19 protein-coding genes and 1 pseudogene are annotated in these 22381 nt (G+C 73.6%); 12 read left to right on the top strand and 8 right to left on the bottom strand.

What is annotated here, in order from left to right; all coding sequences use genetic code 11:
* Positions 1 to 88: 88 nt before the first annotated feature.
* Both SM611_RS29675 and SM611_RS29680 read right to left on the bottom strand, forming a co-directional pair.
* Complete coding sequence (locus SM611_RS29675) at positions 89 to 1816, bottom strand: glycoside hydrolase family 6 protein (RefSeq protein WP_371953606.1); 1728 nt, start codon at positions 1814 to 1816, stop codon at positions 89 to 91.
* Between the two features lie 42 nt (positions 1817 to 1858).
* Complete coding sequence (locus SM611_RS29680; RefSeq protein ID WP_371953607.1) at positions 1859 to 3358, bottom strand: cellulase family glycosylhydrolase; 1500 nt, start codon at positions 3356 to 3358, stop codon at positions 1859 to 1861.
* 289 nt (positions 3359 to 3647) lie between these two features.
* On the opposite strand from SM611_RS29680, the gene SM611_RS29685 reads away from it, so the two are divergent.
* Together SM611_RS29685 and SM611_RS29690 are read left to right on the top strand one after the other, a co-directional pair.
* Complete coding sequence (locus SM611_RS29685) at positions 3648 to 4685, top strand: LacI family DNA-binding transcriptional regulator (protein WP_371953608.1); 1038 nt, start codon at positions 3648 to 3650, stop codon at positions 4683 to 4685.
* A gap of 121 nt (positions 4686 to 4806) precedes the next feature.
* The gene (locus SM611_RS29690; RefSeq protein ID WP_371953609.1) at positions 4807 to 7725 is read left to right on the top strand and encodes a glycoside hydrolase family 48 protein; all 2919 of its coding nucleotides are present in this window, start codon (positions 4807 to 4809) and stop codon (positions 7723 to 7725) included.
* Between the two features lie 41 nt (positions 7726 to 7766).
* Here the strand turns inward: SM611_RS29690 and SM611_RS29695 are convergent, their stop codons facing one another.
* Positions 7767 to 8561: an alpha/beta fold hydrolase gene (locus SM611_RS29695; RefSeq protein WP_371953610.1), complete on the bottom strand. Its 795-nt coding sequence runs from the start codon at positions 8559 to 8561 to the stop codon at positions 7767 to 7769.
* 32 nt (positions 8562 to 8593) lie between these two features.
* Between SM611_RS29695 and SM611_RS29700 the strand changes: the two are divergent.
* Both SM611_RS29700 and SM611_RS29705 read left to right on the top strand, forming a co-directional pair.
* Positions 8594 to 8737: pseudogene (locus tag SM611_RS29700) on the top strand (Y-family DNA polymerase); the annotation flags it as partial.
* An 85-nt stretch (positions 8738 to 8822) separates the two neighbouring features.
* On the top strand, positions 8823 to 9065 hold the full coding sequence (locus tag SM611_RS29705; RefSeq protein ID WP_371953611.1) for an SAM-dependent methyltransferase: 243 nt from the start codon (positions 8823 to 8825) through the stop codon (positions 9063 to 9065).
* Here SM611_RS29705 and SM611_RS29710 read toward each other — a convergent pair.
* Complete coding sequence (locus SM611_RS29710; RefSeq protein WP_371953612.1) at positions 9037 to 9843, bottom strand: hypothetical protein; 807 nt, start codon at positions 9841 to 9843, stop codon at positions 9037 to 9039. The two genes, SM611_RS29705 and SM611_RS29710, sit on opposite strands and share 29 nt — an antisense overlap.
* A 438-nt stretch (positions 9844 to 10281) precedes the next feature.
* On the opposite strand from SM611_RS29710, the gene SM611_RS29715 reads away from it, so the two are divergent.
* The 3 genes from SM611_RS29715 (at position 10282) to SM611_RS29725 (ending at position 14774) form a co-directional block, all read left to right on the top strand.
* Positions 10282 to 12102 carry a sensor histidine kinase gene (locus SM611_RS29715; RefSeq protein WP_371953613.1) on the top strand — a complete coding sequence of 607 codons (1821 nt, stop codon included), beginning with the start codon at positions 10282 to 10284 and terminating at the stop codon, positions 12100 to 12102.
* Positions 12093 to 12767, top strand: a complete 675-nt coding sequence (locus SM611_RS29720) for a response regulator transcription factor (RefSeq protein ID WP_371953614.1) — start codon at positions 12093 to 12095, stop codon at positions 12765 to 12767. The genes SM611_RS29715 and SM611_RS29720 overlap by 10 nt, the downstream gene beginning before the upstream one ends.
* 255 nt (positions 12768 to 13022) lie before the next feature.
* Positions 13023 to 14774 (top strand): sensor histidine kinase, encoded by a 1752-nt coding sequence (locus tag SM611_RS29725; RefSeq protein WP_371953615.1) that lies wholly within the window; start codon positions 13023 to 13025, stop codon positions 14772 to 14774.
* On the opposite strand, the gene SM611_RS29730 is transcribed toward SM611_RS29725, so the two are convergent.
* The 4 genes from SM611_RS29730 to SM611_RS29745 all read right to left on the bottom strand — a co-directional run bounded on the left by SM611_RS29730 (position 14771) and on the right by SM611_RS29745 (position 17679).
* Positions 14771 to 15403 carry a TetR/AcrR family transcriptional regulator gene (locus SM611_RS29730; RefSeq protein WP_371953616.1) on the bottom strand — a complete coding sequence of 211 codons (633 nt, stop codon included), beginning with the start codon at positions 15401 to 15403 and terminating at the stop codon, positions 14771 to 14773. The genes SM611_RS29725 and SM611_RS29730 overlap by 4 nt on opposite strands.
* A gap of 13 nt (positions 15404 to 15416) precedes the next feature.
* Positions 15417 to 16292 (bottom strand): oxygenase MpaB family protein, encoded by an 876-nt coding sequence (locus SM611_RS29735; RefSeq protein WP_371953617.1) that lies wholly within the window; start codon positions 16290 to 16292, stop codon positions 15417 to 15419.
* Positions 16293 to 16359: 67 nt separating this feature from the next.
* Positions 16360 to 16752, bottom strand: coding sequence for an STAS domain-containing protein (locus SM611_RS29740; RefSeq protein ID WP_371953618.1), 393 nt, complete (start codon positions 16750 to 16752; stop codon positions 16360 to 16362).
* Between the two features lie 75 nt (positions 16753 to 16827).
* On the bottom strand, positions 16828 to 17679 hold the full coding sequence (locus SM611_RS29745; RefSeq protein ID WP_371953619.1) for a PaaX family transcriptional regulator: 852 nt from the start codon (positions 17677 to 17679) through the stop codon (positions 16828 to 16830).
* A 142-nt stretch (positions 17680 to 17821) separates the two neighbouring features.
* On the opposite strand from SM611_RS29745, the gene SM611_RS29750 reads away from it, so the two are divergent.
* Genes SM611_RS29750 through SM611_RS29770 form a run of 5 tightly spaced genes read left to right on the top strand, consistent with a single transcriptional unit; the run spans position 17822 to position 22377 of the window.
* A complete protein-coding gene (locus tag SM611_RS29750) occupies positions 17822 to 19006 on the top strand; it encodes an ABC transporter substrate-binding protein (protein WP_371953620.1) in 1185 nt (394 codons plus the stop codon).
* Positions 19003 to 19770, top strand: a complete 768-nt coding sequence (locus SM611_RS29755) for an ABC transporter ATP-binding protein (protein WP_371953621.1) — start codon at positions 19003 to 19005, stop codon at positions 19768 to 19770. Before SM611_RS29750 ends, SM611_RS29755 begins: the two co-directional genes overlap by 4 nt.
* Positions 19767 to 20465 carry an ABC transporter ATP-binding protein gene (locus SM611_RS29760; protein ID WP_371953622.1) on the top strand — a complete coding sequence of 233 codons (699 nt, stop codon included), beginning with the start codon at positions 19767 to 19769 and terminating at the stop codon, positions 20463 to 20465. The genes SM611_RS29755 and SM611_RS29760 overlap by 4 nt, the downstream gene beginning before the upstream one ends.
* Entirely contained in the window at positions 20462 to 21325 is an 864-nt protein-coding gene (locus SM611_RS29765) for a branched-chain amino acid ABC transporter permease (protein WP_371953623.1), read from the top strand. The genes SM611_RS29760 and SM611_RS29765 overlap by 4 nt, the downstream gene beginning before the upstream one ends.
* Positions 21322 to 22377: a branched-chain amino acid ABC transporter permease gene (locus SM611_RS29770; protein ID WP_371953624.1), complete on the top strand. Its 1056-nt coding sequence runs from the start codon at positions 21322 to 21324 to the stop codon at positions 22375 to 22377. Before SM611_RS29765 ends, SM611_RS29770 begins: the two co-directional genes overlap by 4 nt.
* Positions 22378 to 22381: the final 4 nt, after the last annotated feature.

A 22381-nucleotide genomic window follows, 5' to 3' on the forward strand; every position in this document is an offset into this window, starting at 1 on the left:
CGGACCGCGGGCGGGGCCGGCCGCCCCGGACAGGGAGAGGCCCCGTGACCGGGAGCGGGTCACGGGGCCGTTTCCTCCCTTGGGGTGGTTACTGGACGGGCGGGTTGGCGTTCCGCAGCAGTTCCTGGAACTGGGCGGAGAACCAGTGGCCGGACAGGGGCGCGTCCGGCAGGGCGCCGCTAATGTGGTTGTTGTTGCGCGGGTTGCCCTCATAGGTCGGGTCGCACATCCGGTCGAAGCCCTTGCCCTCGTCGTTCGGGATCTCCGAGCTCGCCCCGTCCGACTCGCCCGGAGGCTTCATCCACACGTAGGCGTCGATGCCGGACGCGGGGGCCGCCTTCGGCCGCTCGCCGAGGCCCGCTCCCGCCTGGTTGCACCAGTTGCCGAGGTGGATGCGGCGGTCGGTCCGGCCGCCGTCCACGTAGGCGTTCACATCCGTCTTCGGGCCGGGCCCGGTCGGACGCTCGGAGCCGCCCCAGCCGTTGCGGCTGGTGTCGATGAGCATGCCGATCCCGGAGTCGAACCCTTCGCCGATGAGCTCCTGGCGGAACGCCTGCGCGTAGGACTGCTCGTCCACGTACCGGTTCCAGTCCACCCAGTCCGACTCGCGGACGGACGTGCCGTTCACGCTGTCGTTGATGGTGAAGTAGGGCTCGGTCGTCGCGCCGTAGTTCGCGGTGTTGGTGATGAACCCGGCGACGTTGCCCTTCGAGCCGGACATGTCGGCCACCTGGGCGAGCAGCTGCGCGGTCGGGCCGAAGTTGTCGTCCCAGCCGATCCAGCCGTGGTGGCCGATGTCGATGTAGTTGTAGACGTTGGACAGGGCGCCGAGCTCCTGCAGCGCGTAGGCGATGCCCTTCTGGTAGTTGCCGTTCTCCTTCATGACGTTGCAGTTCTCGGTGGCGGTCGGCCGGTCGCCCGCGTTGGTGATCAGGTTGGGCAGCGAGTCGATCTCCACCACCGCGGCGATCCGCAGGTCGGCGTACTTCGCGTCGCCGAGGATCTCCGCGATCGGGTCGATGAACTGCGTCTTGTACTTGTCGAGCTCGGTCGGGCCCAGCTCGCCGTTGGAGGCGAGCGCCGAGCAGTCCCGGCCGGGCAGGTCGTAGACGACGAGGTTGACCAGCCCGGCGCCCTGCTCGAGGGCGGCGTCGAGGTGGTCGCGCAGCCCCATCCCGCCGTTGACGCCCTCGATCGCGGCGATCCGGTCCAGCCACACGCCGGTCGGCTGGTTCGCGACCGCGCTGCCGCCGGGCTCGGCGGCGGCGTGCGCGGACCATTCGGGGTTCACGTACTGCTGCACGCCCGCGTACGGGTTCTCGACGCGGTCGCCGCCACCCGGGTCTCCGGGATCGCCGGGGTCTCCGGGGTCGCCCGTCGACCCGTCGCACACGGTCCCGTTGAGCTTGAACTGGGTGGGAGCCGAGTTCGAGCCGGAGTAGGTGCCCTGGAACCCGGGGTTGGCCGACGCGTTCGTCCCGAGCGCCGGGGCCCAGCTCGGGTTCTTCACGGTGACGTGCTGTCCGGACTGGCTGAACGTGCCGTTCCAGCCCGAGGTCACCTGCTGGTTGCCGGCGAAGTCCCACTCCAGCGTCCAGCCGCCGCTGATGGCGTCGCCGAGGTTGGTGACGGTCACGGAGGCGGTGAAGCCGGAGCCCCAGTCGTTGGTGCTGTAGTCGACCTTGCAGCCGGCGGCCGCGCTGGCCTGGGCCTGGGCCAGCGCGACCGTGCCTGAGGCGAGCAGGACGACCGCCGCGGCGGTCGCGGCGCCGCGGCGCCGGGCGCCGGGCCTCCTGCGCGCATGGGGGTGTTTCATCCGGATTCCTCCATCTGGTTGGGGTGGACTTCTTCCGGGTGGTCAGCGGGCCGACCGCAGGTGGTCGCGGAGCCCGGCTCCGTACGCGGTGGGAGTACCGTCGTAGGAGCTGATCAGGGAGGGGCCGCTGGAGCAGTCCCAGGTGTTCCACGTCCAGCCGAGGTAGGACGCGCCGCGCGCGTCGAGCCAGGCCATCAGCGTGTCGACGTAGGAGTGGCCGCAGGTGTTCTCGCCGATCTCGCCGGCGACGAGCGGGACCTCGGCGGCGACGGGCGCCAGCTGCCGGTCCCAGCAGGACGCGTCCTTGCAGTAGTTGAAGTTGTAGGAGTGCCAGGCGGCGGCGAGGTTCCCGGCCGGGTCGGACGGCTTCAGCGCGAGCCACTGCGACAGGTCGTTGGAGTAGCTGCTGCCCGCCACCATGACGACGTTCTCGGCCCCGGTGGAGCGGACGGCGTCGAGCAGGTCCTGCATCCCGGCGGCCTCGTAGGTGAGGCCGGTGCAGTCCGGGCCGCCGTCGCGCCAGCACTTCCACGACTGGCCGTAGTCCATGACCTGGAGGTTGTTCGGATACGGCTCGTTGAACAGGTCGAACACGACGGCCGTGTCGTTGTTGTACGCGCCGGCCACCTGCCTCCAGAACTCGGTCGCGTATTCGGCGTCCGGCATCGGCTTCTGACATTCGGCGGCGGCCGTGTCGCAATGGTTGTCATTGCCGGTCCACAGGCCGTGGCTCCAGTGCAGTTCAAGAATGGGCGTGATGCCGTTCTCCTCAAGCAGCCCGACGTAGTTCTTCACCGCGTTCTGGTACGCGGCTCCGCGGTAGGCCGGATCGACGTTGTCCAGCCCCAGCCAGCAGTCGGAATTGAGCGGCACCCGGACGGCGTTGGCGTTCCAGCTCCTGATCGCCGCGACCGACGCGGCGTCCATCGGGCCGTCCCAGATGCCGTTGCCCTGGACGCAGGCGAACTCGCCGCCGGACCGGTTCACCCCGCGCAGCCGGACCGTCTCGCCGGCGGCGTCGACGAACGTGTCGCCGGAGACGCTCAGCTTCGGCGCGGGTCCGCCGGGCGGGGGAGTGGTGGGCGTCGTCGGGGTTTCGGTCGGCTCCTCGTCTCGGTTGCAGGCCGTCCCGTTCACGGCGAAGCCGGTCGGGTCGGCGTTGTCCCCGCTATAGGTGAACTGGGCTCCGGCCTGCACCGCGGCGCCGGTGGCCAGGGAGCCGTTCCAGCTCTCGTTGACGACGGTGACGGCCTGGCCGGACTGCGACCACCGGCCGTTCCAGCCGTTCGCCAGCCGCTGGTTCCCGGTGTAGGAGTACGTGAGCGTCCAGCCGTTCACGGCCGGGCCGCGGTTGGTGATGGTGACGGCGGCCGTGAAGCCCGTGCCCCAGTCGTTGGTGGTGTAGTCGACCTCGCAGGCGACGGCGGCGTTGGCGGCGGGCGCGCCGAGCACGGCTCCGGCGCCGGCGGCCAGCGAGCCGGCCGCGCACACGGCGCCGGCGAGCGCGGCCACCGCGGCGGTGCGCGGGGAAGGCGGTCTCATGGGCTCTCCGCTTTCACGTCGGATCTGTCAGCTTGGGAGCGCTCCCACTCCTGGACTGCGGTGAACGTAGAACGGGTCGGACGCGACATGGAACCCCCGTTCCATTCCTTTCACGACTTTTCACGCCGCCTCGCGCGCGCGGTGAGGGACCGGGGCCGCTTCCCTTTGTCCGATCGGCCTATGACCCTTGACACGATCGGCGTCCGATCACATTCTTGGGAGCGCTCCCACTACTCCCGACCCGGTCCTCCCGCACATGGCCGGGAACCCCCGAAGGGAGTGCCGAAGCGTGACCATCACCCACCCCCCAGAAGACCCCGCCCTTCCCGACCGGCCCCCGACCCTCGCCCACGTCGCCGAGCTCGCCGGAGTGTCGCCCGCGACCGCGTCCCGCGTCCTCAACGGCTCCGCCAGGGTCAGCCGGACGGCCCGCCTCCAGGTCGAGGCGGCCGTCGAACGGCTCGGCTACGTCCGCCGCCGCGGCGGCTCCCCCGACCGGGAGTCGTCCGGCACGATCGCGGCGGTCGTCTGCGAGGACGCCTGCCGCGTCCTCGGCGACCCGTACTTCGCGCGCCTGCTGTGGGGCGTGCGGCGCGATCTGGACGGCCGCGCGCCGCTCGTCGTCCTCATGGCCGGCCGGCCGGACGAGTGGCGCGCCACCACCGGCTACCTGCGCGGCGGCCGGGCCGAGGGCGTGCTGCTCGTCGGCGCCCGCCGCGACCAGGTCGCCCCGCTCGTGCAGGCCGCGGCCGGCGCCCCCGTCGTGCTGGCCGGCCGCCCCCTCGACGAGGTGGCGCTGCCGTACGTCGACGTCGACAACCGCGGCGGCGCGCACGCCGCCGTCCGGCACCTGCTCACCACCGGCCGCCGCCGCATCGGCACCATCGCCGGGCCCGCCGACACGGGCGCGGCCGTCGACCGGCTGGCCGGCTACCGGCTCGCCGCCCGCGAGGCCGGGATGGGCGTCAACGGGCTGGTCTGCCAGGGCGACTTCGGGCGGCTGTCCGGCGAGCGGGCGATGCGCCGGCTGCTGGAGCGCCGCCCGGACGTCGACGCCGTGCTCGCCGCGTCCGACCAGATGGCGGTCGGCGCGCTCAGCGCGCTGCGCCGGGCGGGCCGCCGCGTCCCCGACGACGTGGCCGTCGTCGGCTTCGACGACGCCCCCGTCGCCCGGCAGGTGCGGCCCCGGCTGACGACCGTCCGGCAGCCGGCCGAGGACCTCGGCGCCCGGCTCGCCCGCGAGCTGCGCGCCTGCACCGGCGGCAGGCCCAGCACCGAGCGCGGCGTCGTGCTGCGCACCAAGTTGATCATCCGGGAGTCCGGTTGACGGCCCCGGCCTGACGCGCGTCCCGTCCCGGGCGCGCCCCCTGCGGGAAGCCACCGCCGGAGTCCGCCGGCGGTGGAGCCCGCCATGCCCGCACGGCGGGCGACTCAGGAAGGAACCCGAAGTGAGAAGACGGCAACGATGGCGCGCGCTCACCGCCGTTAGCGCGACGCTGACCCTGCTCTGCGGCGGCCTCGGCGTACTGGCGCCCACGGCCGCGGCGGCCGCCGCGTGCAAGGTCGTCTACAAGAAGAACGACTGGGGCGGCGGCTTCACCACGACCATCGACATCACCAACCAGGGCGACGCGCTGAACGGCTGGACGCTGAAGTACTCCTACTCGGGAAACCAGAAGCTGACCAACGGCTGGTCGGGCAAGTGGTCGCAGTCGGGCCAGGACGTCACCGTCCAGAACGAGAGCTGGAACGGGTCGCTGGCCGGCGGTGCGACCGTGAGCGTCGGCGGGCAGTTCACCTACAGCGGGACGAACACCGATCCGGCGTCGTTCACCCTGAACGGCACGACCTGCAACGGCGGCACCTCTGCCCCCAAGGTCGCGCTGACCAGCCCGGCGGCCGGGGCGACGTACTCGGTGGGCGCCTCGGTGCCGCTCGCCGCGACCGCGACGGCCGGGACCGGCGCGACCGTGTCCAAGGTCGAGTTCTTCGACCAGAACGGCTCGCTCGGCGCCGACACCAGCGCTCCCTACGGCCTCAGCTGGACGCCGTCGGCGGCGGGCGACCACTCGATCTACGCCAGGGTGACCGACAGCGCCGGCGGGACGGCCGAGTCCGCGCCCGTCGGCATCACCGTCACGGCCGAGGCGAGCATCGTCGCGAGCCCCGCCACCCTGACCGTGGCGCAAGGGTCCACCGCCACCTACGCGGTGAAGCTGTCGGAGGCGCCGTCCTCGGACGTCACCGTGACGACGGCGCGCACCTCCGGCAACAGCGGCCTGTCGGTGACCGGCGGCGGGACGCTCGCGTTCACGCCGCAGAACTGGTCCACCGCGCAGAACGTGACGATCACCGCGGACGACTCCGGGACCGGCGAGGCGACGTTCACCTCGTCCGCCGACGGCTACGCGGCGGCCGAGGTCACCGCGACCGAGGTGGCCACCGGCGGCGACACCTACACCCAGCGGTTCCTCGACCAGTACAATAAGATCAAGGACCCCGCGAACGGGTACTTCAGCCCCGAGGGCATCCCGTACCACTCGGTCGAGACGTTCATGGTCGAGGCCCCCGACCACGGGCACGAGACGACGTCCGAGGCCTACAGCTACCTCATCTGGCTGGAGGCCATGTACGGCAAGGTCACGCAGAACTGGGCCCCCTTCAACGCCTCCTGGGCGCTGATGGAGAAGTACATGGTCCCGACGCACGCGGACCAGCCGACGAACTCCTTCTACGACGCGTCCAAGCCCGCCACCTACGCCGCCGAGCACCCGCTGCCGAGCGACTACCCGTCGCAGATCGACGGCAGCGTCCCGGTCGGTCAGGACCCGATCGCGAGTGAGCTGAAGTCCGCCTACGGCACCGACGACATCTACGGCATGCACTGGCTGCAGGACGTCGACAATGTGTACGGCTACGGCAACACGCCGGGCGGCGGCTGCGAGGAGGGCCCCGGGGCCGACGGCCCGTCCTACATCAACACCTACCAGCGCGGCTCCCAGGAGTCGGTGTTCGAGACCGTCCCGCAGCCGACCTGCGACAAGTTCGCCTTCGGCGGCCCCAACGGCTACCTCGACCTGTTCATCGGCGACTCGTCCTACGCAAAGCAGTGGAAGTTCACCGACGCACCGGACGCCGACGCGCGCGCCATCCAGGCCGCGTACTGGGCGAACGTCTGGGCCGGGGACCAGGGCAAGGCCGGCGCCGTCTCCGGCACCGTGGCCAAGGCCGGGAAGATGGGCGACTACCTGCGGTACTCGTTCTTCGACAAGTACTTCAAGAAGATCGGCGACTGCCACTCCACGTCCTGCCCGGCCGGGACGGGCAAGGACAGCGAGCACTACCTGCTGTCCTGGTACTACGCCTGGGGCGGCGCGACCGACACCAGCGCCGGCTGGTCCTGGCGAATCGGCGACGGCGCCTCGCACTTCGGGTACCAGAACCCCCTGGCCGCCTACGCGCTGGTGAACGACGCCGCGCTCGCCCCCAAGGGCGCGACGGCCAAGGCCGACTGGGAGAAGAGCCTCACCCGGCAGCTGCAGCTCTACAAGTGGCTGCAGTCCGCCGAGGGCGGCATCGCCGGCGGCGTCACCAACAGCTGGGAGGGCAGCTACAGCACCCCGCCGACCGGCCTCACCGAGTTCTTCGGCATGGCCTATGACTGGCAGCCCGTCTACCACGACCCGCCCAGCAACCAGTGGTTCGGGTTCCAGGCGTGGTCGATGGAGCGCGTCGCCGAGTACTACCAGGTCACCGGGGACGCGAACGCCAAGGCGATCCTGGACAAGTGGGTGGACTGGGCGCTGGCGAACACGACGGTCGACCCGTCCACGGGCGCCATGCAGATCCCGTCCACGCTCAAGTGGACCGGGCAGCCGGACGCGAACTGGTCCTCGGCCAGCGGCATGCCGCCGGCGAACAGCGGCCTGCACGTCTCCGTGCAGGACTACACCAACGACGTCGGCGTGGCCGCCGCGTACGCCAAGACCCTGGCGTACTACGCCGCCAAGTCCGGTGACGCCGACGCCAGGCAGATGGCCAAGGACCTGCTCGACGCCATCTGGAAGCACGCCGACACCAAGGGCGTGTCGGTGCCGGAGACCAAGTCCGACTACAAGCGCGTCACGGACCCGGTCTACATCCCGTCCGGCTGGTCCGGGGAGATGCCGAACGGCGACCCGATCAACTCCGGCTCGACCTTCATGTCCATCCGTTCCTTCTACAAGAGCGACCCCGACTACCAGCGCGTCATGGCCTACGCGGACGGCTCCAGCTCGACCGCGCCGGTGTTCAACTACCACCGGTTCTGGGCGCAGGCCGACGTCGCCCTCGCCATGGCCGACTACGGCCGCCTCTTCAACGAATGATCCGGCGGGGGCCCGCGGCGGCGGACCGCCGCCGCGGGCCCTCAGGCCGCGAACGCGGACAGCGTCGCGGCCAGCAGCGCCGGATCCTCCAGCATCGCCATGTGGCCCTGACCCTTCAGGACGGTGACGCCGGCGCCGGGGATCAGCGCGGCGAGCGCGTCCGCCGTCGGCCGCTGGTAGGCGGGGCTCCGCTCCCCGACCAGCAGCCGCACCGGCACGCCGATCCCGTTGAGCGGCCCGAGGTCCCCGACGCTCCCCACGCTTTCGGTCTCCCGGACGAGCGGCGGGGCGTTGTCCAGGGACGTCCGCCAGAACCGCCGCGCGCCGCGCAGCGCGTCCACCTGGCGGGCCGAGAGCCCGAGCACCTCGCGCATCACGGCCGCGAGCACCCCGTCGTGGTCCCCGGCGCGCGCCAGGCCGCGGAGCCGCACGATCACCTCCGGCGGGGTGGGCGCCCGCCACGGCGAGGAGAGCGGCGGCTCGTAGAGGGCGGCCCGTCCCACCGTGGCGGGGAACGGCGACGCCCGCAGCGCGCACAGGGCGCCGAAGGAGTGCGCGACGAGGAACACGCCGCGCCCCGCCGCCTCCGCGACGGCCGCGATGTCCTCGCCCTCGCGCTCGATCCGGTACGGCCCGCCCTCCCGCAGGCTGAGGCCCCGCCCCCGGCGGTCCATGACGTGCACGGTGAAGCGCTCGGCGAGGTGCGGCACCACGGGCGCCCAGGAGCGCCCGTCGACCGCCGCGCCGTGCACGAGCAGCAGGGGCGGCCCCGCGCCGGAGACCCTGAACCCGATGACGCTGCCGTCCTTGGATCTCACGTACCGGTCCTCGGCCACCCGAGGAGGCTACCGCGCGACTATGCGAACATATGTTCGTGTCCGGTGATGCCACGATCCTGCACGCCGACCTGGACGCGTTCTACGCGTCGGTCGAGCAGCGCGACGATCCCGCCCTGCGCGGGCGGCCGGTGATCGTGGGCGGGGGAGTGGTGCTGGCCGCCAGCTACGAGGCCAAGGCCCAGGGCGTCCGGACGGCGATGAGCGGCGGGCAGGCGCGCCGGCTGTGCCCGCGGCGTCCTCGCGCCGGGCAGCCACCTGGTGTTCACGCACATCACCCAGGAGCCCGAGCCCGAGTCCGGCGGCGACGTCGGAAAGGTGTTCAAGCCCACCAGCGGCCACTTCTGGGGCCGGAGCCGCGCGGAGATCCTCGGCATCGTCGCGGGCTTCGACCTCGTGGAGCCGGGCCTGGCCTACACCTCGCAGTGGCGGCCCGACGGGCCCGCGCCGGCGCTCGCGGACGCCGAGCGCACCTTCACCCTGGCGGGCGTGGGCCGCCGCTGACCGCGAGGCCGCGCAGGCGGCGGGTCCACGCGGGGAGGGCGGTCCACCGGTGGGCGGGCACGAGCGCGGCGCCGGCGTCCAGCACCCAGCCCTGGTGGCTGCGGCCGGTGACCTGCACCCGGACGAGCGGGACGTAGCGGTCGGCGCGGATCCCCTCGTACCCGTGCCGGACGATCGAGTGGTAGATGTCCTCGGACACGACGAGCACCAGCGGCCCGCGGGTGCGCCGCAGCGCGCTCTTCGCCTCCGGCGAGTCCAGCAGCCGGCAGGCGACGTCGAGCGCCTCCCCGAAATCGCCGTGGCCGTCGCTCTGCACCTCTCCGGCGTGCACGACCACGCGCACCCGAATTCGCCGGTCGCCGCCGGAAGTGACCGCCGGCCCCGAATTGCATTCGGCGAGCGCATTGTATTCGGCCAGCAGGCCGGACAGGATCGGCACGACCGGATGCAGCAGCAGGGTTTTCGGGACCTCGTCGAAAGGGTGCACCAGCACGAGCGCCCCGTCGCCCCGGTCGACGTACTCCTCCCGGTATCCGCGGCCGATCCCGGCCCGGTTGAACGCCTCCTCCAGGAGCCGGTACAGCGTCCGGCGGAGTTCGGCCTTGACGGGGTCGGTGCGCGTCGTCGAGCCTTCGATGTCCACCGCCAGGATCGCCCGGTACCGCGGCCGTACCCCCGTCCGGTCGGCGGCTGCCGGGCGTGCCGGCCCGGACACGTCGACGAGCACGGGCCGCCCGGTCCCCGGCCCCCCGCCGCGCACGGCCGTCTCATGGTTCATTTCCCCCGCGCCCCTTTCTCCGCATGCCCCCCATTGTTCCCGGGGAAAGATACTGGCATTGCCCACCATGTCCGGCAACCCAGGCGAACCCGGACCTTCGACCGGGGTTTCCCGGTTAATGTGAACTCCTTTCATCGGCTGGTGAAAGGACCGCTGACCAGCCGCACGCCGGACGGCCGTCCCGCGTCAAGGGGTGCGCGTCCCGAATGGTCCCGGTCCCGTGGGACTCCGGCCCGGCAAGATCGGGACGGAAACGCCGGAAAGGCGTGCGCATCGATCGGATAACACCGCTGGGAAATCGGTCCCGGAGTCGGGGAGACTTCCGGTGCGGCCGCCGCCGGGCGCCCGGCCCGCCGCCGCGCCCCGCGCGGCGTCCGGGAAAGCACGGACCCGCGCCCCGTGGGTTCCCGGTGGCAGGACGTCCGCCGAGGTCCGAGCATGGAGAGGGTGGTCGTGGTGATTTCCGCCCCGCGGCGGCGCCGGTCGCCACCGTGGTTCGGCACGGAGACGAGGCGCGCCCTCGCTGCCGGGACGGCGGTCGCGGGGCTGGCGCTCCTCGCGGGCTGGCCGTACTGGCGGGACCACCCGGCCGCGGCCGTGCTCACACTGGTCGGCTGCGCCGCCATCGCCCTGGCGGGCGTGCTGCTCGCGACCGGGACGCGAACCCGCCGCACCGGGCTGCTGTTCACGGCCGCGTCGCTGTGCTGGGCGGTCACCTGGGCCGCGAGCCGGGACGCGTCCGTCTGGCCGCTCGTCTCCCAGTACGCGCAGGCCACCTTCTACCTGGCGCTCGCCGTGGGCGTCCTGATGTACCCGGCCGGGCGGCTGGAGTACCGGGCCGACCGGATCTGGACGGTCGCGGCGTGTGCGGTCCTGTGGGGCTGCCCGACCGCGATCTTGTGCACCTCCGAGCCGGAGTGGGCGGCGTTCCGCGGCGAGTCGGTGTGGTGGCCGTCGCCGTTCACGAACCTGGCGGTCTTCCGGATCGTCCTGCCCCTCTCCGCCGCGCTGTACGTCGCCGTCGCCCTGTCGCTCGCCCTCGTGCTGATGATGCGGCTGCCGCGGACGGGCCGGATGCGGCGGCTGCTCACCCTCCCGGTGACCCTCGCCATCGGGTTCGTCGGCATCTCCGCCGCGTTCACCCAGAAGTCGGTCATGACGGAGGCGGTCCCGCTGGACGACCTCCTGCACGTCTACGTGGTGCAGGGCGCGGTCGTCGTGCTCGTCCCGCTGACCCTGCTGGCGTCCGGGCTGCGGGTCCGCATCAGCGAGCTGACCGTCGCCGGCCGGATGCTGCGGCTGACCGCGCCGGTGTCGGTCGAGCGGGTCCGGGACGCCCTGCGCGACGTCCTGCACGACCCGACGCTGGAGCTGTGGTTCTGGGCGCCGATGGAGGGGACCTACGTCGACACCGCGGGCCGCCCCGTCGACCTCGGCCCGGACGGCGCCCTGGACGACGACCCGGAGGACCCGGCGCCGGACGAGGCCGGGCGCTGGCGGCGCCGGGTGCGCAGCGCCGCCGGGGACCCGCTCGCCGTCGTGGAGCTGGGCGGCGCGCTGCGCGACCACGGCTCGCTGGTCGAGGCGGCGCTCGCCGCGGGCGGCCGGGCGCTGGAGACCGCGCGCCTGCAGGCCAGCGTGCACGCGGGCCTGGAGCAGGTCAGGTCCGCCTACCGCCGGCTCGTCCGGGCGGAGACGGCCGAGCGCGAGCGCCTCGCCCGCGACCTGCACGACGGCGCGCAGCAGCGGCTCCTCGCGCTCGGCGCGATGCTCGGCACGCTGGAGGCCGTGTCCGGCGACCCGGCGGTGAAGGAGCACGCCCGCACCTGCCGCGCCGAGCTGATGGAGGCGCTCGCCGAGCTGCGCGCGCTCGCCCGCGAGGTGCAGCCCGCGCTGCTCGTCCAGGACGGCCTCGGGCCGGCGCTGGAGGTCCTCGCCGAGCGGATCGGCGTCCGCGTCAGGCTCGACGTCCCCGAACGCAGGTTCTCCCGAGAGGTGGAGTCCACGCTTTACTCGGTGCTGTGCGAGTCGTTGTCGTACGCTGTCGACCGCGCGCACGCGACCCGGGTGCACGTCCGGGTCGGCCACGAGGACGGCCGGCTGGCCGCGGAGATGACCTGCGACGGCACGGGGCCCTGCGACCCCGCCGCCGACCTCGCCGGGCTGTCCGGCCGGGCCAGGGCGCTGCGCGGACGGGTGGAAGTCGCCGGGGGCCCCGGCGTGGGGACGACGGTAAGGATGGACCTTCCATGCGAGTAGCCGTGGCGGAGGACAGCGGGATCTTCCGGCAGGCGCTGGTCACCCTGCTCACCACGGTCGGCATCGAGGTCGTCGCGTCAGCGGGCTCCGGCGAGGAGTTGCTCGCCCGCGTCGCCGGCGATCCGCCCGACGTGGCGATCGTCGACCTGCACATGCCGCCGACGTTCACCAACGAGGGGGTCGTCGCCGCCCGCCGGCTGCTGGAGCGGCACCCGGGCCTCGGCGTCCTCGTGCTGTCGGCCTTCAACGAGACCCCGCAGGCGATGGAGCTGTTCCGCGACCAGCCGCGCGGCGTCGGCTACCTGCTGAAGGACCACGTCACCGACGTGGAGAACCTGCGCTCCGCGCTGGAGCGGGTCATGCGCGGCGAGGTCGTCATCGACCCGGACGTGGTGAGCCGGCTCGTCGAGGCCCGGCACCGCGAGCAGGAGCTCTCCCGGCTGTCCGGACGCGAGCGCGAGGTCCTGTCGCTGATGGCCGAGGGGCACTCCAACGCGGGGATCGGCAAGCGGCTGCACCTGTCCGCCCGGACGGTCGAGGACCACGTCCGCGCCATCTTCACCAAGCTGAAGATCGCCTCGACGGGGGCGCCGCCGGGGCCGCAGGACAGCAACAAGCGGGTGCTGGCCGTCCTCACGTGGCTGCGGGCCGCCGAGACCCGCTGACGGCCCCGTTCCGCGCGCATCAATCGGGTAACGGGCCCTCCCGCTTTCTGCTCCGGGTGCGGAAAACTGACCGCGGGAGTCGGGTCGCGCGGGCCGGTCCGGTGGTGGCCCCCGCACGCCACCGGGACGCGCCGCCGTCCCGTGCGGGGCGCCGCGTCCGGCACGCTCCCATGCTCCCGGTGACGCGGTCCGCGCACATCCGGGAAAACCCCACTCCCGGACGGTGGTTTCCCGGGACGACACGGAGGGAGCGCCTTGAGGGCCGTCCCCCGCTGGCCGCTGTGGCTGGGCGCGCGGGTCCGCCGCGCTCTCGGCACGGGCGCCGCGGTCGCGGCGGCCGTGCTCGCGTGCGGCTGGCCGTACTGGCGCGGGCATCCGGCCGCCGCCGTGATCACGCTGGCCTGCTGCGGCGGGTTCGCCTTCGCGGGCGGCCTGCTCGCCGCCGGCCGGCTCGGGCGGCGGACCGGCGCGGCGTTCGTCCTCGCCGCCGCGGCCTGGGCGGTCACCTGGTCGGCGGCCTGGAACACTGGCGCGGCGCCGCTGCTGTCGGTGTTCGCCCAGTCGGTGTTCTTCGTCGCGATCGGCGTCGGCGTCGTGCTCTACCCGGGCGGACGGCTGGTGGGCGCCGCCGCCCGGACCTGGACCGCCGCCGCCGCCGTGATCATGGTCGGCGGGCAGGCGCTGCTGTGCGCGGTGTCGCGGCCCCGCTGGAACGGCTTCGCCGCCTCGGCGGTATGGCCGTCCGTCCACCCCGACGAGGAGGTCTTCCGCTGGGCCCAGCGGGCGGTGACGGTCGCGATGGTCGTGCTCGCCGGCGCGCTGGTGATCCTGTTACTGGCGCGGCTGCCGCGGACCGGGCGGCTGGACCGCGCGTTCACCGTGCCCGTCGCGGCGGCCGTGACGGTCGGCGTCAGCACCGCACTGGCCGTCCAGGGCACCCTCCTCGGCACCGCCGTCACCCTCGACGACGTCCTCGGCGTCTACTTCGTGCAGGGCTTCTGCGCCACGACCCTGCCGATCGTCTTCCTCTTCACGGCGCTGCGCGCCCGTCTGTCGGAGCTGACCGTGGTCGAGCGGATGCACCGCCTGGCCGCCCCCGTCTCCGTGCGAAAGGTCCGCGACGCCCTGCGCAGCGTCCTCGGCGACGACACCCTCGACCTGTGGCTGTGGGCCGACGGCGGCTACGTCGGCGTGGACGGCCGCCCGATGGACGTCCCGCTGGAGGCGGGCCGCTGGCGGAACCGGGTGCGCACGTCCACCGGGGAGCCCCTCGCCACCATCGACGTCGCGGCCGCGCTCCGCGACCACGAGGCGCTCGTGGAGGCGGCGCTGACCGCGGGCGGCCGGGCGCTGGAGACCGTCCGGCTGCAGGCCGCCGCGCAGGCCAACCTCGAACGCGCCCGCGACGCGCAGGAGCGCCTCGTCCGCGTCCAGGCGGCCGAGCGCGAGCGGCTCGCCGCCGAGCTGCAGCGCAGCGCCCGGGCCCGCCTCCGCTCGCTGGAGCTGACCCTCGCCCGCCTGGAGGAGGCCGCCGCCGACCCGCCGGCCCGCGAGCAGGCCCGGACCATCCGCCGCGAGCTGGCCGAGGCCGTGGCCGAACTGGACGACCTGGCCCGCGGCGTGCATCCCGCCATCCTCGCCGACGCCGGCCTGGCCCCCGCCATGGACATGGTCGCGGCCCGCGCCCCCGTGCCCGTGCACCTCGACCTCCCCGCGGGCCGCTTCCGCCCCGAGATCGAGTCGACCCTCTACTTCGCCCTCTGCGAGGCCCTCACGAACGCCGTGAAGCACGCCGGGGCCGGCTCCATCGCGCTGACCGTCCGCTCCGGCCCCGCCGAGATCGTGGCCGAGATCCGCGATGACGGGGCCGGCGGCGCGTCCCCGTCCCCGTGCGGCGGCCTCGCCGGCCTCACCGACCGGGTCCGGGCCCTCCGCGGCCACGTGACGATCCAGAGCCCGCCCGGCGCCGGCACCACCCTCACCATCACCCTCCCCGCCGGGCCCTAGCCCGGGCCGCCGCCGCGGATGATGGGGAGGAGGTAGTGGCGGGCGAAGGTGCGCGCGCCCTCGTCGTCGAGGGGGATGTGGCCTTCGGGGGTGAGGACGAGGGAGTGGGTGAGGCGGACGAGGATCTCGGCGACGACCTCGGGGTCGACGCCGGCGGGGGCGGCGCCGAGGCGCTGGGCGGTGCGCAGGCGGCCGGCGAGGTAGCCGCGGGCGGCGGCCAGCAGGGGGCCGGCCTTGATCGTGGAGTGCGGCAGGAACAGCTCCGGCTCGACGACCATGAGGCGGGACAGCAGCCGCTGCTCGCGGCTGATGCGCAGGGTGACGGCGAAGCCCTCGACGAGGCGCTCCTCCAGGGTGGAGAGCGCGGCGACCGCGTCGTCCAGTTCGGCGAAGAAGCGCCGCGCCTCGCGCAGCAGGACGCCCGTGACCAGGTCGCCCTTGGTGGGGAAGCGGCGGTAGATGGTGGCGCGGCCGAGCCCGGACTCGCGGGCGACGTCGTCCATCGTGGTGCGGCGCGGCCCGTAGGTCTCGAAGGAGCGCAGGGCCGCGTCCAGGATGCGGTCGGTCTGGGGCTCGTTCTCCGGGCCGCCGGTGAGAAGGCTGCGCAGCAGTTCGTCGTCGCTCTTCATCGTGCGGCCGACTCTAGCCGCCGCCGGACCGCCGGGCCCTGCGCATGGCGCGGGCGGCGACGGGGGAGTAGCGCAGCGGTTCCGGCGTCACCGTCCCGGCGAGCCGCACACCGCGCGCGAAGACGGCGAAGCGCCGCTGGTCGCCGGGCGTCCAGGGGAGGCCGAACCGGTCTCGCAGGACGGCCGGGAGCGTGCCGATGCCGGTCTTGCGCAGGAGGCGCCCCGGGGGGAGGGCGAGGCCGGTCCAGGCGGCCCGCGGCAGCGGCCAGTTCGGGGGCGGCGGCAGCGGCTCCCGGTCGAGCCGGATGAGCAGGTCGACGGTCTCGTTGCGCTCCAGCCGGTCCTCGACCATGCCGTCGAAGTAGGCGCGGAACGCGGCCGGGGAGTCCGGGAGGTGGCGTTCGGTGATGCCGAGGGCCAGCGCGAGGTCCCGCCATTCGCCGAAGAGCGCCGCCTCCTTGACGGGGCCGAGGGCGCGCCCGAAGACCCGCTGGGTCTCGACCATGCCGTGGTACAGGGTCGCGTGGACCCACAGGTACGCCTCCGGGTTCAGCGCGTGGTAGCGGCGGCCCTCGGCGTCCACGCCCTTGATGCCCTTGTGGATCTCGCGGAGCCGGGCCGCCTCGGTGCGGCCGCGGTCCTCGCCCCGGTAGCCGAGGAAGGCGAACGTGGACTCCATCGTGCGGACCAGCCGCCCCCACCGGTCGTTGAGGAAGTCGGAGTGGTCGGCGACGCCGGCGCCGACGACGGGGTGGGCGACCTGCAGCAGCAGTGTGGAGCGGCTGGAGAACACGCCGCGCCAGTCGCCCGCGTACCGCCAGGTGAGCGAGGACGGGCCGGGGATGGCGCCGGCCGGACGGGCCGGGGCGGCGGTGTCGAGGTGTGGCATGGACCCTCGCCCTCGTGAGACGACAATACGAATTCCGTATCACCGTATCCGTGCGGCGGCGGGAGCGCTAGTGCGCGGCCAGCGAGTCGAGGGCCTGCTCGGCGGTCGCGTGGGAGACGAGGTGGCGGTCCAGGCCGCTGCGCTCGATGATCGTGCGGAACCGCCGGTCCAGCCGGGCCAGGACGAACTCGCCGCCGGCCCGGTGCGCGGCCTTCCAGAGGATGATGAGCGCGTTGAGGCCGGAGGAGTCGCAGAAGCCGACCTCGCCGACGTCCAGCACGACCAGCGGCGGCGCCGCCGCCTCGCGCATGTCGGCGAGGACGCGCTCGCGCAGCAGGTCGGCGGTGAGGATGGTGAGATCCCCGTCCGCTTCCACGAGCAGGCAGGGGCCGCGGACCTCGCTGCTGACGTGCAACGCGTCGGCCGGAGGGTCCGCCGGGTCGCCTGCGCCGAGAGACATGGTGATCACCTTCCGTTGGTCGCCGGGCACCCGGCGTACCCCCGAAAGGGCGGGTCATGCCGCCTGACCAGGTGGTCAGCCCACCCGGACGTACTCGATCGCGGCGTCGGCGAGGCGGCGCGCGGTGGCCTCGTAGCGGTCGCGCAGCTCCAGCAGCACCTGCTGGCCGCGCACGGCGGGCCACCCGGCGGGCAGGTGCTCGACCGGCAGCCGGGGGTCGGTGCGGACGAGCTGCAGCCACTCGGTCGTCATCCACAGGTAGCGGGCGAGGTCGTCGGGGGCGTGGGGGAGCGGGTCCGGGCGGTCCCAGCGCTCCAGGAACGCCCGGTAGCCGTTGGCCAGCCCGTCGAGGTCGAACGCCTCGCGGAGCATGTGCGGGACGTCCGTCGGCTCCTCGGCCGGGCCCGCGAAGACCTTCAGGTGCCCGTTCAGATTGAGGCCCGCGACGATCGGGCGGACGTCCACCCGGGACGGCGCGATCCACGTGCCGTTGCCGAGCGACCCGAACCCGGCCCAGGTCAGCCGCGCGCGCAGGTCGTGCCGGACGCGCTGCCACGACTCGGGCATGGAGAAGGCGAGGACGGTCCAGCTGCCGTCCGAGTCGGTGTTGAGCACGCCGCGCCGCCAGACGCGGTCCTCGCCGTCGTGGAGGATGCCCTCCGAGCGGGGGGTGAGCCCGAAGTGCATGCGGCGCCCCTCGCGGTGCCGCGCCAGCAGCCCCCGGCCGACCATGCGGGTGAGCGTCGACCGGACGGCGTGCTCGCCCACCCCGAGCCGGGCGAAGGTGTCGATGAAGCTGCCGGAGAACACCGCGATGTCGCGGCCCAGCACGTAGTTGCCGAGGTAAGTCAGCATCAGCGACTGCGGCCGGAGCCTCGGGGACGGATCGCCGGCCGGCCCCGCCCCGCCCCCGCTCTGTGCACTCACCCGTTCGGCTCCCGTCATCCCGTCAGCGTAACGACGGCGCCGGGATTCTCCGGACCCGCGTCGTGGCTGATGTTGGGCAAATCATTGACTGCCGTGAAGAATACGCCTAACTTCGGGCTACGCCCACCCCGGGAGGTCCCAAGTGCGCAAACTCGTCCCGCTTCTGGCCGCCGCCCTTCTCACTGCCGCGGCGTGCGGCTCGTCCGGCGGGTCCGACGGCGGCTCCACCCTCAAGATCGGCTTCATCGAGTCGCTGACCGGCAACTACGCTCCGCTCGGCGGCGAGGCGAAGAAGACCGTCGAGCTCGCCGTCGACCAGATCAACACCGCCGGCGGCATCGACGGCCGCAAGCTCAAGCTGATCACCCTCGATGACAGGACGGCCCCCGACCAGGGCGTGCTGCACTTCAACAAGCTCAAGTCCGAGAAGGTCACCGCGATCATCGGCTCGACGTTCTCCAACGTCGGCCTCGCGGTGGAGCCGCTCGCCGAGCGGGAGCGGATCCCCTACATCTCGCTCAGCCCGGCGGACGAGCAGGTGGACCCGGTCCGCGCGTACACGTTCGTCGTCCCCGCGATCTCCTCCACCTACGCGCAGGCGATGCTGGCGTACTTCGAGGCGCACGGCATCACCAAGGTCGCGGTCGCCTACGACACCAAGAGCGCCTATGCCAAGGCCGGGTTCGCGGGCATGCGGAAGTACGCGGGCCAGCACGGGGTGCAGATCATCAAGGAGGAGACGTTCGAGACGACGGCCTCCGACTTCAGCCCGCTGTTCACCCACGTCCGGGACTCGGGCGCGCAGGCCCTCGTCGCGTGGGCCAGCGGCCCGCCCGGCGTGACGCTGGCCAAGCAGTTCCCGTCGTCCGGGCTGAAGCTGCCGCTGTACATGACGGGCGCGCAGGCCAGCAAGCTGTGGATCGACCCCGTCGGCAAGGCCGCCGAGGGCGTGTACGTGCAGTCCGCGATCGGCGTCGTCGCCGACTCCCTGCCGGACGGGAAGCTCAAGCAGTCCGTCCAGGAGATGTCGGGGCCCTTCAAGCAGAAGTACGGCTACGAGCCGCCGCAGTTCGCGATGGACGGCTACGCGGGCGTCAAGCTGCTCGCCGCCGCCATCGACAAGGCCGGCGCCGACCGGGAGAAGATCCGGGACGCGCTGGAGGGCCTCACCCTGGTCACCCCGTGCGGGAAGTACACCTACTCCAAGACCGACCACTCCGGCCTGAAGCCCACCGACATCTCGATGAACCAGGTGAAGGACGGCAGGCTCGTCCCCACCGAGTGGTCGGTGAAGCAGCTCGCCGAGACCGCGAAGGCCGCCGGATGACGACCTTGCTGGAGATCGGCGCCGTCGGGCGCGCGTTCGGCGGCGTGTACGCCGTCCGCGACGTCGCGATGACGGTCGCCGAGGGCGAGACCCGCGCCGTGATCGGCCCCAACGGCGCGGGCAAGTCCACCCTGTTCAACCTGATCAGCGGCCACCTGGCCGCCGACCACGGGACGCTGGCCTACGCCGGCCGGCGGATCGACCGGCTGCCCCCGCACGCGCGCGCCCGGCTCGGGATCGCCATCGTGTTCCAGGGCGCCCGGCTCTTCCACGGGATGACGGCGCTGGAGAACGTGATGGTGGGCGCGCACGCCCGCACCCGGCACGGCTTCCTGTCCGCCACGCTCCGGCTGCCCGCGCACCGCCGCGAGGAGGCCGGGATCAGGGCGGACGCGCTGGCCGCGCTCGACCGGGTCGGGCTGCGCGACTGGGCCGACCGCTCGGCGGACGTCCTGCCGCTCGGCCAGCAGCGGTCGCTGCAGGTGGCGCGTGCCCTGTGCGCGCGGCCCCGGCTCCTGCTGCTGGACGAGCCGGCGTCCGGGCTGCGCGCCGCCGAGCGGGAGGCCCTCGCCCAGCTGGTCGAGAGCCTGCGCGAGGAGGGGATGACGATGATGCTCGTCGAGCACGACGTCGCGTTCGTCGCGCGCCTCGCCGACCGGGTCGGCGTCCTGGACCTCGGCCGGCTCATCGCCGAGGGCACCCCCGACGAGATCCGCGACGACCCCGCGGTCATCGCCGCCTATCTGGGAGAAGAGGCCGCATGACCTCTCCCGTCATCGAGGTGGAGGACCTCGTCGTCCGGTACGGGACGGCGACGGCGCTCGACCACGTCGCGCTGACCGTGCGGGCCGGGGAGCTGGTCGCGCTGATCGGCCCGAACGGGGCGGGCAAGACCTCGCTCGTCAACGCGATCGCCGGCGTCCTGCGCCCGGCGGCGGGACGGGTGGAGCGGCGCGGCCGGGTCGCGCTCGTCCCCGAGGGACGGCAGATGTTCGACGACCTGACCGTCGAGGACAACCTCGCCCTCGGCGCCTGGCGCCGCCGCCGCGCCAAGGGCGCCCGCGACACCGCGCACGTGTACGCGGTGCTGCCGCAGCTCGCCGACCTCCGCAGGAGGCGCGCGGGGTCGCTGTCGGGCGGGCAGCAGCAGATGGTCGCGTTCGGGCGCGCGCTGATGGCCGAACCCGACGCGATCGTCGTGGACGAGCTGTCGCTCGGCCTCGCGCCGCTCGTCACCGCCGACCTCGCCGAGCACCTGCGCGCGCTGAACGCCGAGCGCGGCCTCGCCGTCCTGCTGATCGAGCAGAACGCGCGGCTGGCGCTCGACCTGTGCGGGCGCGGCTACGTGCTGGAGGCCGGCCGCATCCGGGCCGAGGGCGGCGCCGCCGAGCTCGCGGCGGGCCCCGACGTCGCCGACGCCTATCTCGGCGGGCGCGGCGGCCGGGAAGGGGGGACATGAGCGCCTTCCTGCAGTACCTCGTCTCCGGGGTCGCCGTCGGCTGCGGCTTCGCGCTGCTGGCCAGCGGCCTCGTCGTGATCCACCGGGTGACCCGGGTGGTGAACTTCGCGCAGGGCATGTTCGCCGTCGCCGGCGGGATGACGGCCGGGTCGATGCTGGCATCGGGGCTGCCGCACGGCGCCGCCGAGGCGGCCGCCGTCGCCGTGGCGGGCGCCGCCGGCCTCGCGGTCGGGATCGCCGCCACCGGCAAGCGCGGCACCTCGCCGCAGTCGGCGCTGATCGTCACGCTCGGCGTCGGCTTCCTGGCCTACGCCGTCGAGATCATGATCTGGGGCGACACCCCGCGCTCCCACGCCGGGCTCGGCGGCGCCGTGACGCTGTTCGGCGCGCACGTCCAGAAGCAGTCGTTCCTCGTCATCGGGGTCGCGGCGGCCGTGTTCGCGCTGCTCGCGCTGTTCTTCGGGCGCAGCTACACGGGCAAGGCGCTCACCGCGTGCGCGTCCAACCCGTACGCGGCGCGCGCCATGGGCATCGACCCGCTGCGGATGGGCCTGGTCGCGTTCGCGCTCGGCGGGACGCTCGGCGGCCTCGCCGGGGTGCTGCTCACCCCGCTGCAGCCCATCTCCTACAACAGCGACGTCCTGCTGATCACCAACGGGTTCGCGGCGGCCGTGCTCGGCGGCCTGAACCGCCCGGTCGTCGCCCTCGCCGGGGCGCTGACCCTGGGCGTCGCCGAGGCGATGGTCGCGGGCTACGGCGAGGCGTCCTACCAGACCGTCGTCGCGCTGGCGCTGATGCTGGCGATCATGATGGTGCGGGCCTCGCGGAGGACCGCGCTGCAGGAGGAGGCCGCCCGATGAGCGTGTCCGTCCGCAAGAACCGGGCGGCGGCCTCGGCCGCGGAACCGGCGCCGCGGCGGCGGCCCGCCCCCGGAACGCTCGCCGCGGCGGCCGCCGCCGTCGCGGCGCTGCTCGTCCCGCTGCTGCTGCCGGAGACGCAGGTGTCGGTGTACGTGCTGCTCCTGCTGGCCGCGACCGTCGTCGTCGGGCTGTCCATGCTGATGGGATACGCGGGGCAGGTCTCCCTCGGCCAGGCGTCCTTCACCATGATTGGCGGCTACACGGCGGCGCTGACCGCGACGCACGGCCTGCCGACGTGGCTCGGCCTGCTGCTCGCCCCGGTCGCCGCGGCGGCGTGCGCGGCGCTCGTCGGCGTCCCGCTGCTGCGGCTGCGCGGCCACCAGCTCGCGTTCGCGACGCTCGCCATCCAGCTCATCCTGCTGAGCCTCGTCGGGCGGCAGGAGTGGACCGGCGGCGACATCGGCCTGCAGGGCGTCCCGCGCCTGGAGGTCGCCGGGTACGAGTTCGCGGGCGAGGTCTCCTACGCCTACCTCGCGCTCGGCGCGCTCGGGGCGGCCGTGCTGATCACCCGGAACATCGTGGCGTCCCGTCCCGGGCGCGGCCTGCGGGCGCTCGCGACCAGCGAGGTCGCCGCCGCGTCGTCCGGGGTGCCGGTCGCCGCGTACAAGCAGGCCGTGTTCAGCCTGTCCGCCGGGTTCGCCGGGCTCGCGGGCGGCGTCTACGCCTTCTACATCGGCTACGTCGCGCCCGGCTCGTTCCCCGTCCTGCTGTCGTTCGAGTACGTCGTGATGGTCGTCGTCGGCGGCGCCGGGACGATCTGGGGCGCGCTCGCCGGCGCCACCGCGATCACGCTGCTGCTCCAGCTGCTGAACGACATCGGCACGCGGGAGGGGATGCCCGCGTCGGCGCCCGCCGTCCTGTCCTACGCGGTCTACGGGCTGCTGCTCATCGTGGTCGTGCTGTTCCTGCCGAAGGGGCTCGTGCCGTCCGCCACGGCGTGGTGGGATCGCCGCAGGGCCTCCGACCCGACGGCCGACCCGACGGAGGGGTGACGCG

Origin of the sequence: Actinomadura monticuli (assembly GCF_041463655.1) — a bacterium.
In the GTDB taxonomy this organism is placed as follows: domain Bacteria; phylum Actinomycetota; class Actinomycetes; order Streptosporangiales; family Streptosporangiaceae; genus Spirillospora; species Spirillospora monticuli.

What these genes read in the sequence shown, in the direction of transcription:
- SM611_RS29675 (WP_371953606.1), bottom strand. Translation starts at nt 1,816, where the DNA reads ATGAAACACCCCCATGCGCGCAGGAGGCCCGGCGCCCGGCGCCGCGGC.
- SM611_RS29680 (WP_371953607.1), bottom strand. Translation starts at nt 3,358, where the DNA reads ATGAGACCGCCTTCCCCGCGCACCGCCGCGGTGGCCGCGCTCGCCGGC.
- SM611_RS29710 (WP_371953612.1), bottom strand. Translation starts at nt 9,843, where the DNA reads ATGAACCATGAGACGGCCGTGCGCGGCGGGGGGCCGGGGACCGGGCGG.
- SM611_RS29715 (WP_371953613.1), top strand. Translation starts at nt 10,282, where the DNA reads ATGGAGAGGGTGGTCGTGGTGATTTCCGCCCCGCGGCGGCGCCGGTCG.
- SM611_RS29720 (WP_371953614.1), top strand. Translation starts at nt 12,093, where the DNA reads ATGCGAGTAGCCGTGGCGGAGGACAGCGGGATCTTCCGGCAGGCGCTG.
- SM611_RS29730 (WP_371953616.1), bottom strand. Translation starts at nt 15,403, where the DNA reads ATGAAGAGCGACGACGAACTGCTGCGCAGCCTTCTCACCGGCGGCCCG.
- SM611_RS29735 (WP_371953617.1), bottom strand. Translation starts at nt 16,292, where the DNA reads ATGCCACACCTCGACACCGCCGCCCCGGCCCGTCCGGCCGGCGCCATC.
- SM611_RS29740 (WP_371953618.1), bottom strand. Translation starts at nt 16,752, where the DNA reads ATGTCTCTCGGCGCAGGCGACCCGGCGGACCCTCCGGCCGACGCGTTG.
- SM611_RS29755 (WP_371953621.1), top strand. Translation starts at nt 19,003, where the DNA reads ATGACGACCTTGCTGGAGATCGGCGCCGTCGGGCGCGCGTTCGGCGGC.
- SM611_RS29760 (WP_371953622.1), top strand. Translation starts at nt 19,767, where the DNA reads ATGACCTCTCCCGTCATCGAGGTGGAGGACCTCGTCGTCCGGTACGGG.
- SM611_RS29765 (WP_371953623.1), top strand. Translation starts at nt 20,462, where the DNA reads ATGAGCGCCTTCCTGCAGTACCTCGTCTCCGGGGTCGCCGTCGGCTGC.
- SM611_RS29770 (WP_371953624.1), top strand. Translation starts at nt 21,322, where the DNA reads ATGAGCGTGTCCGTCCGCAAGAACCGGGCGGCGGCCTCGGCCGCGGAA.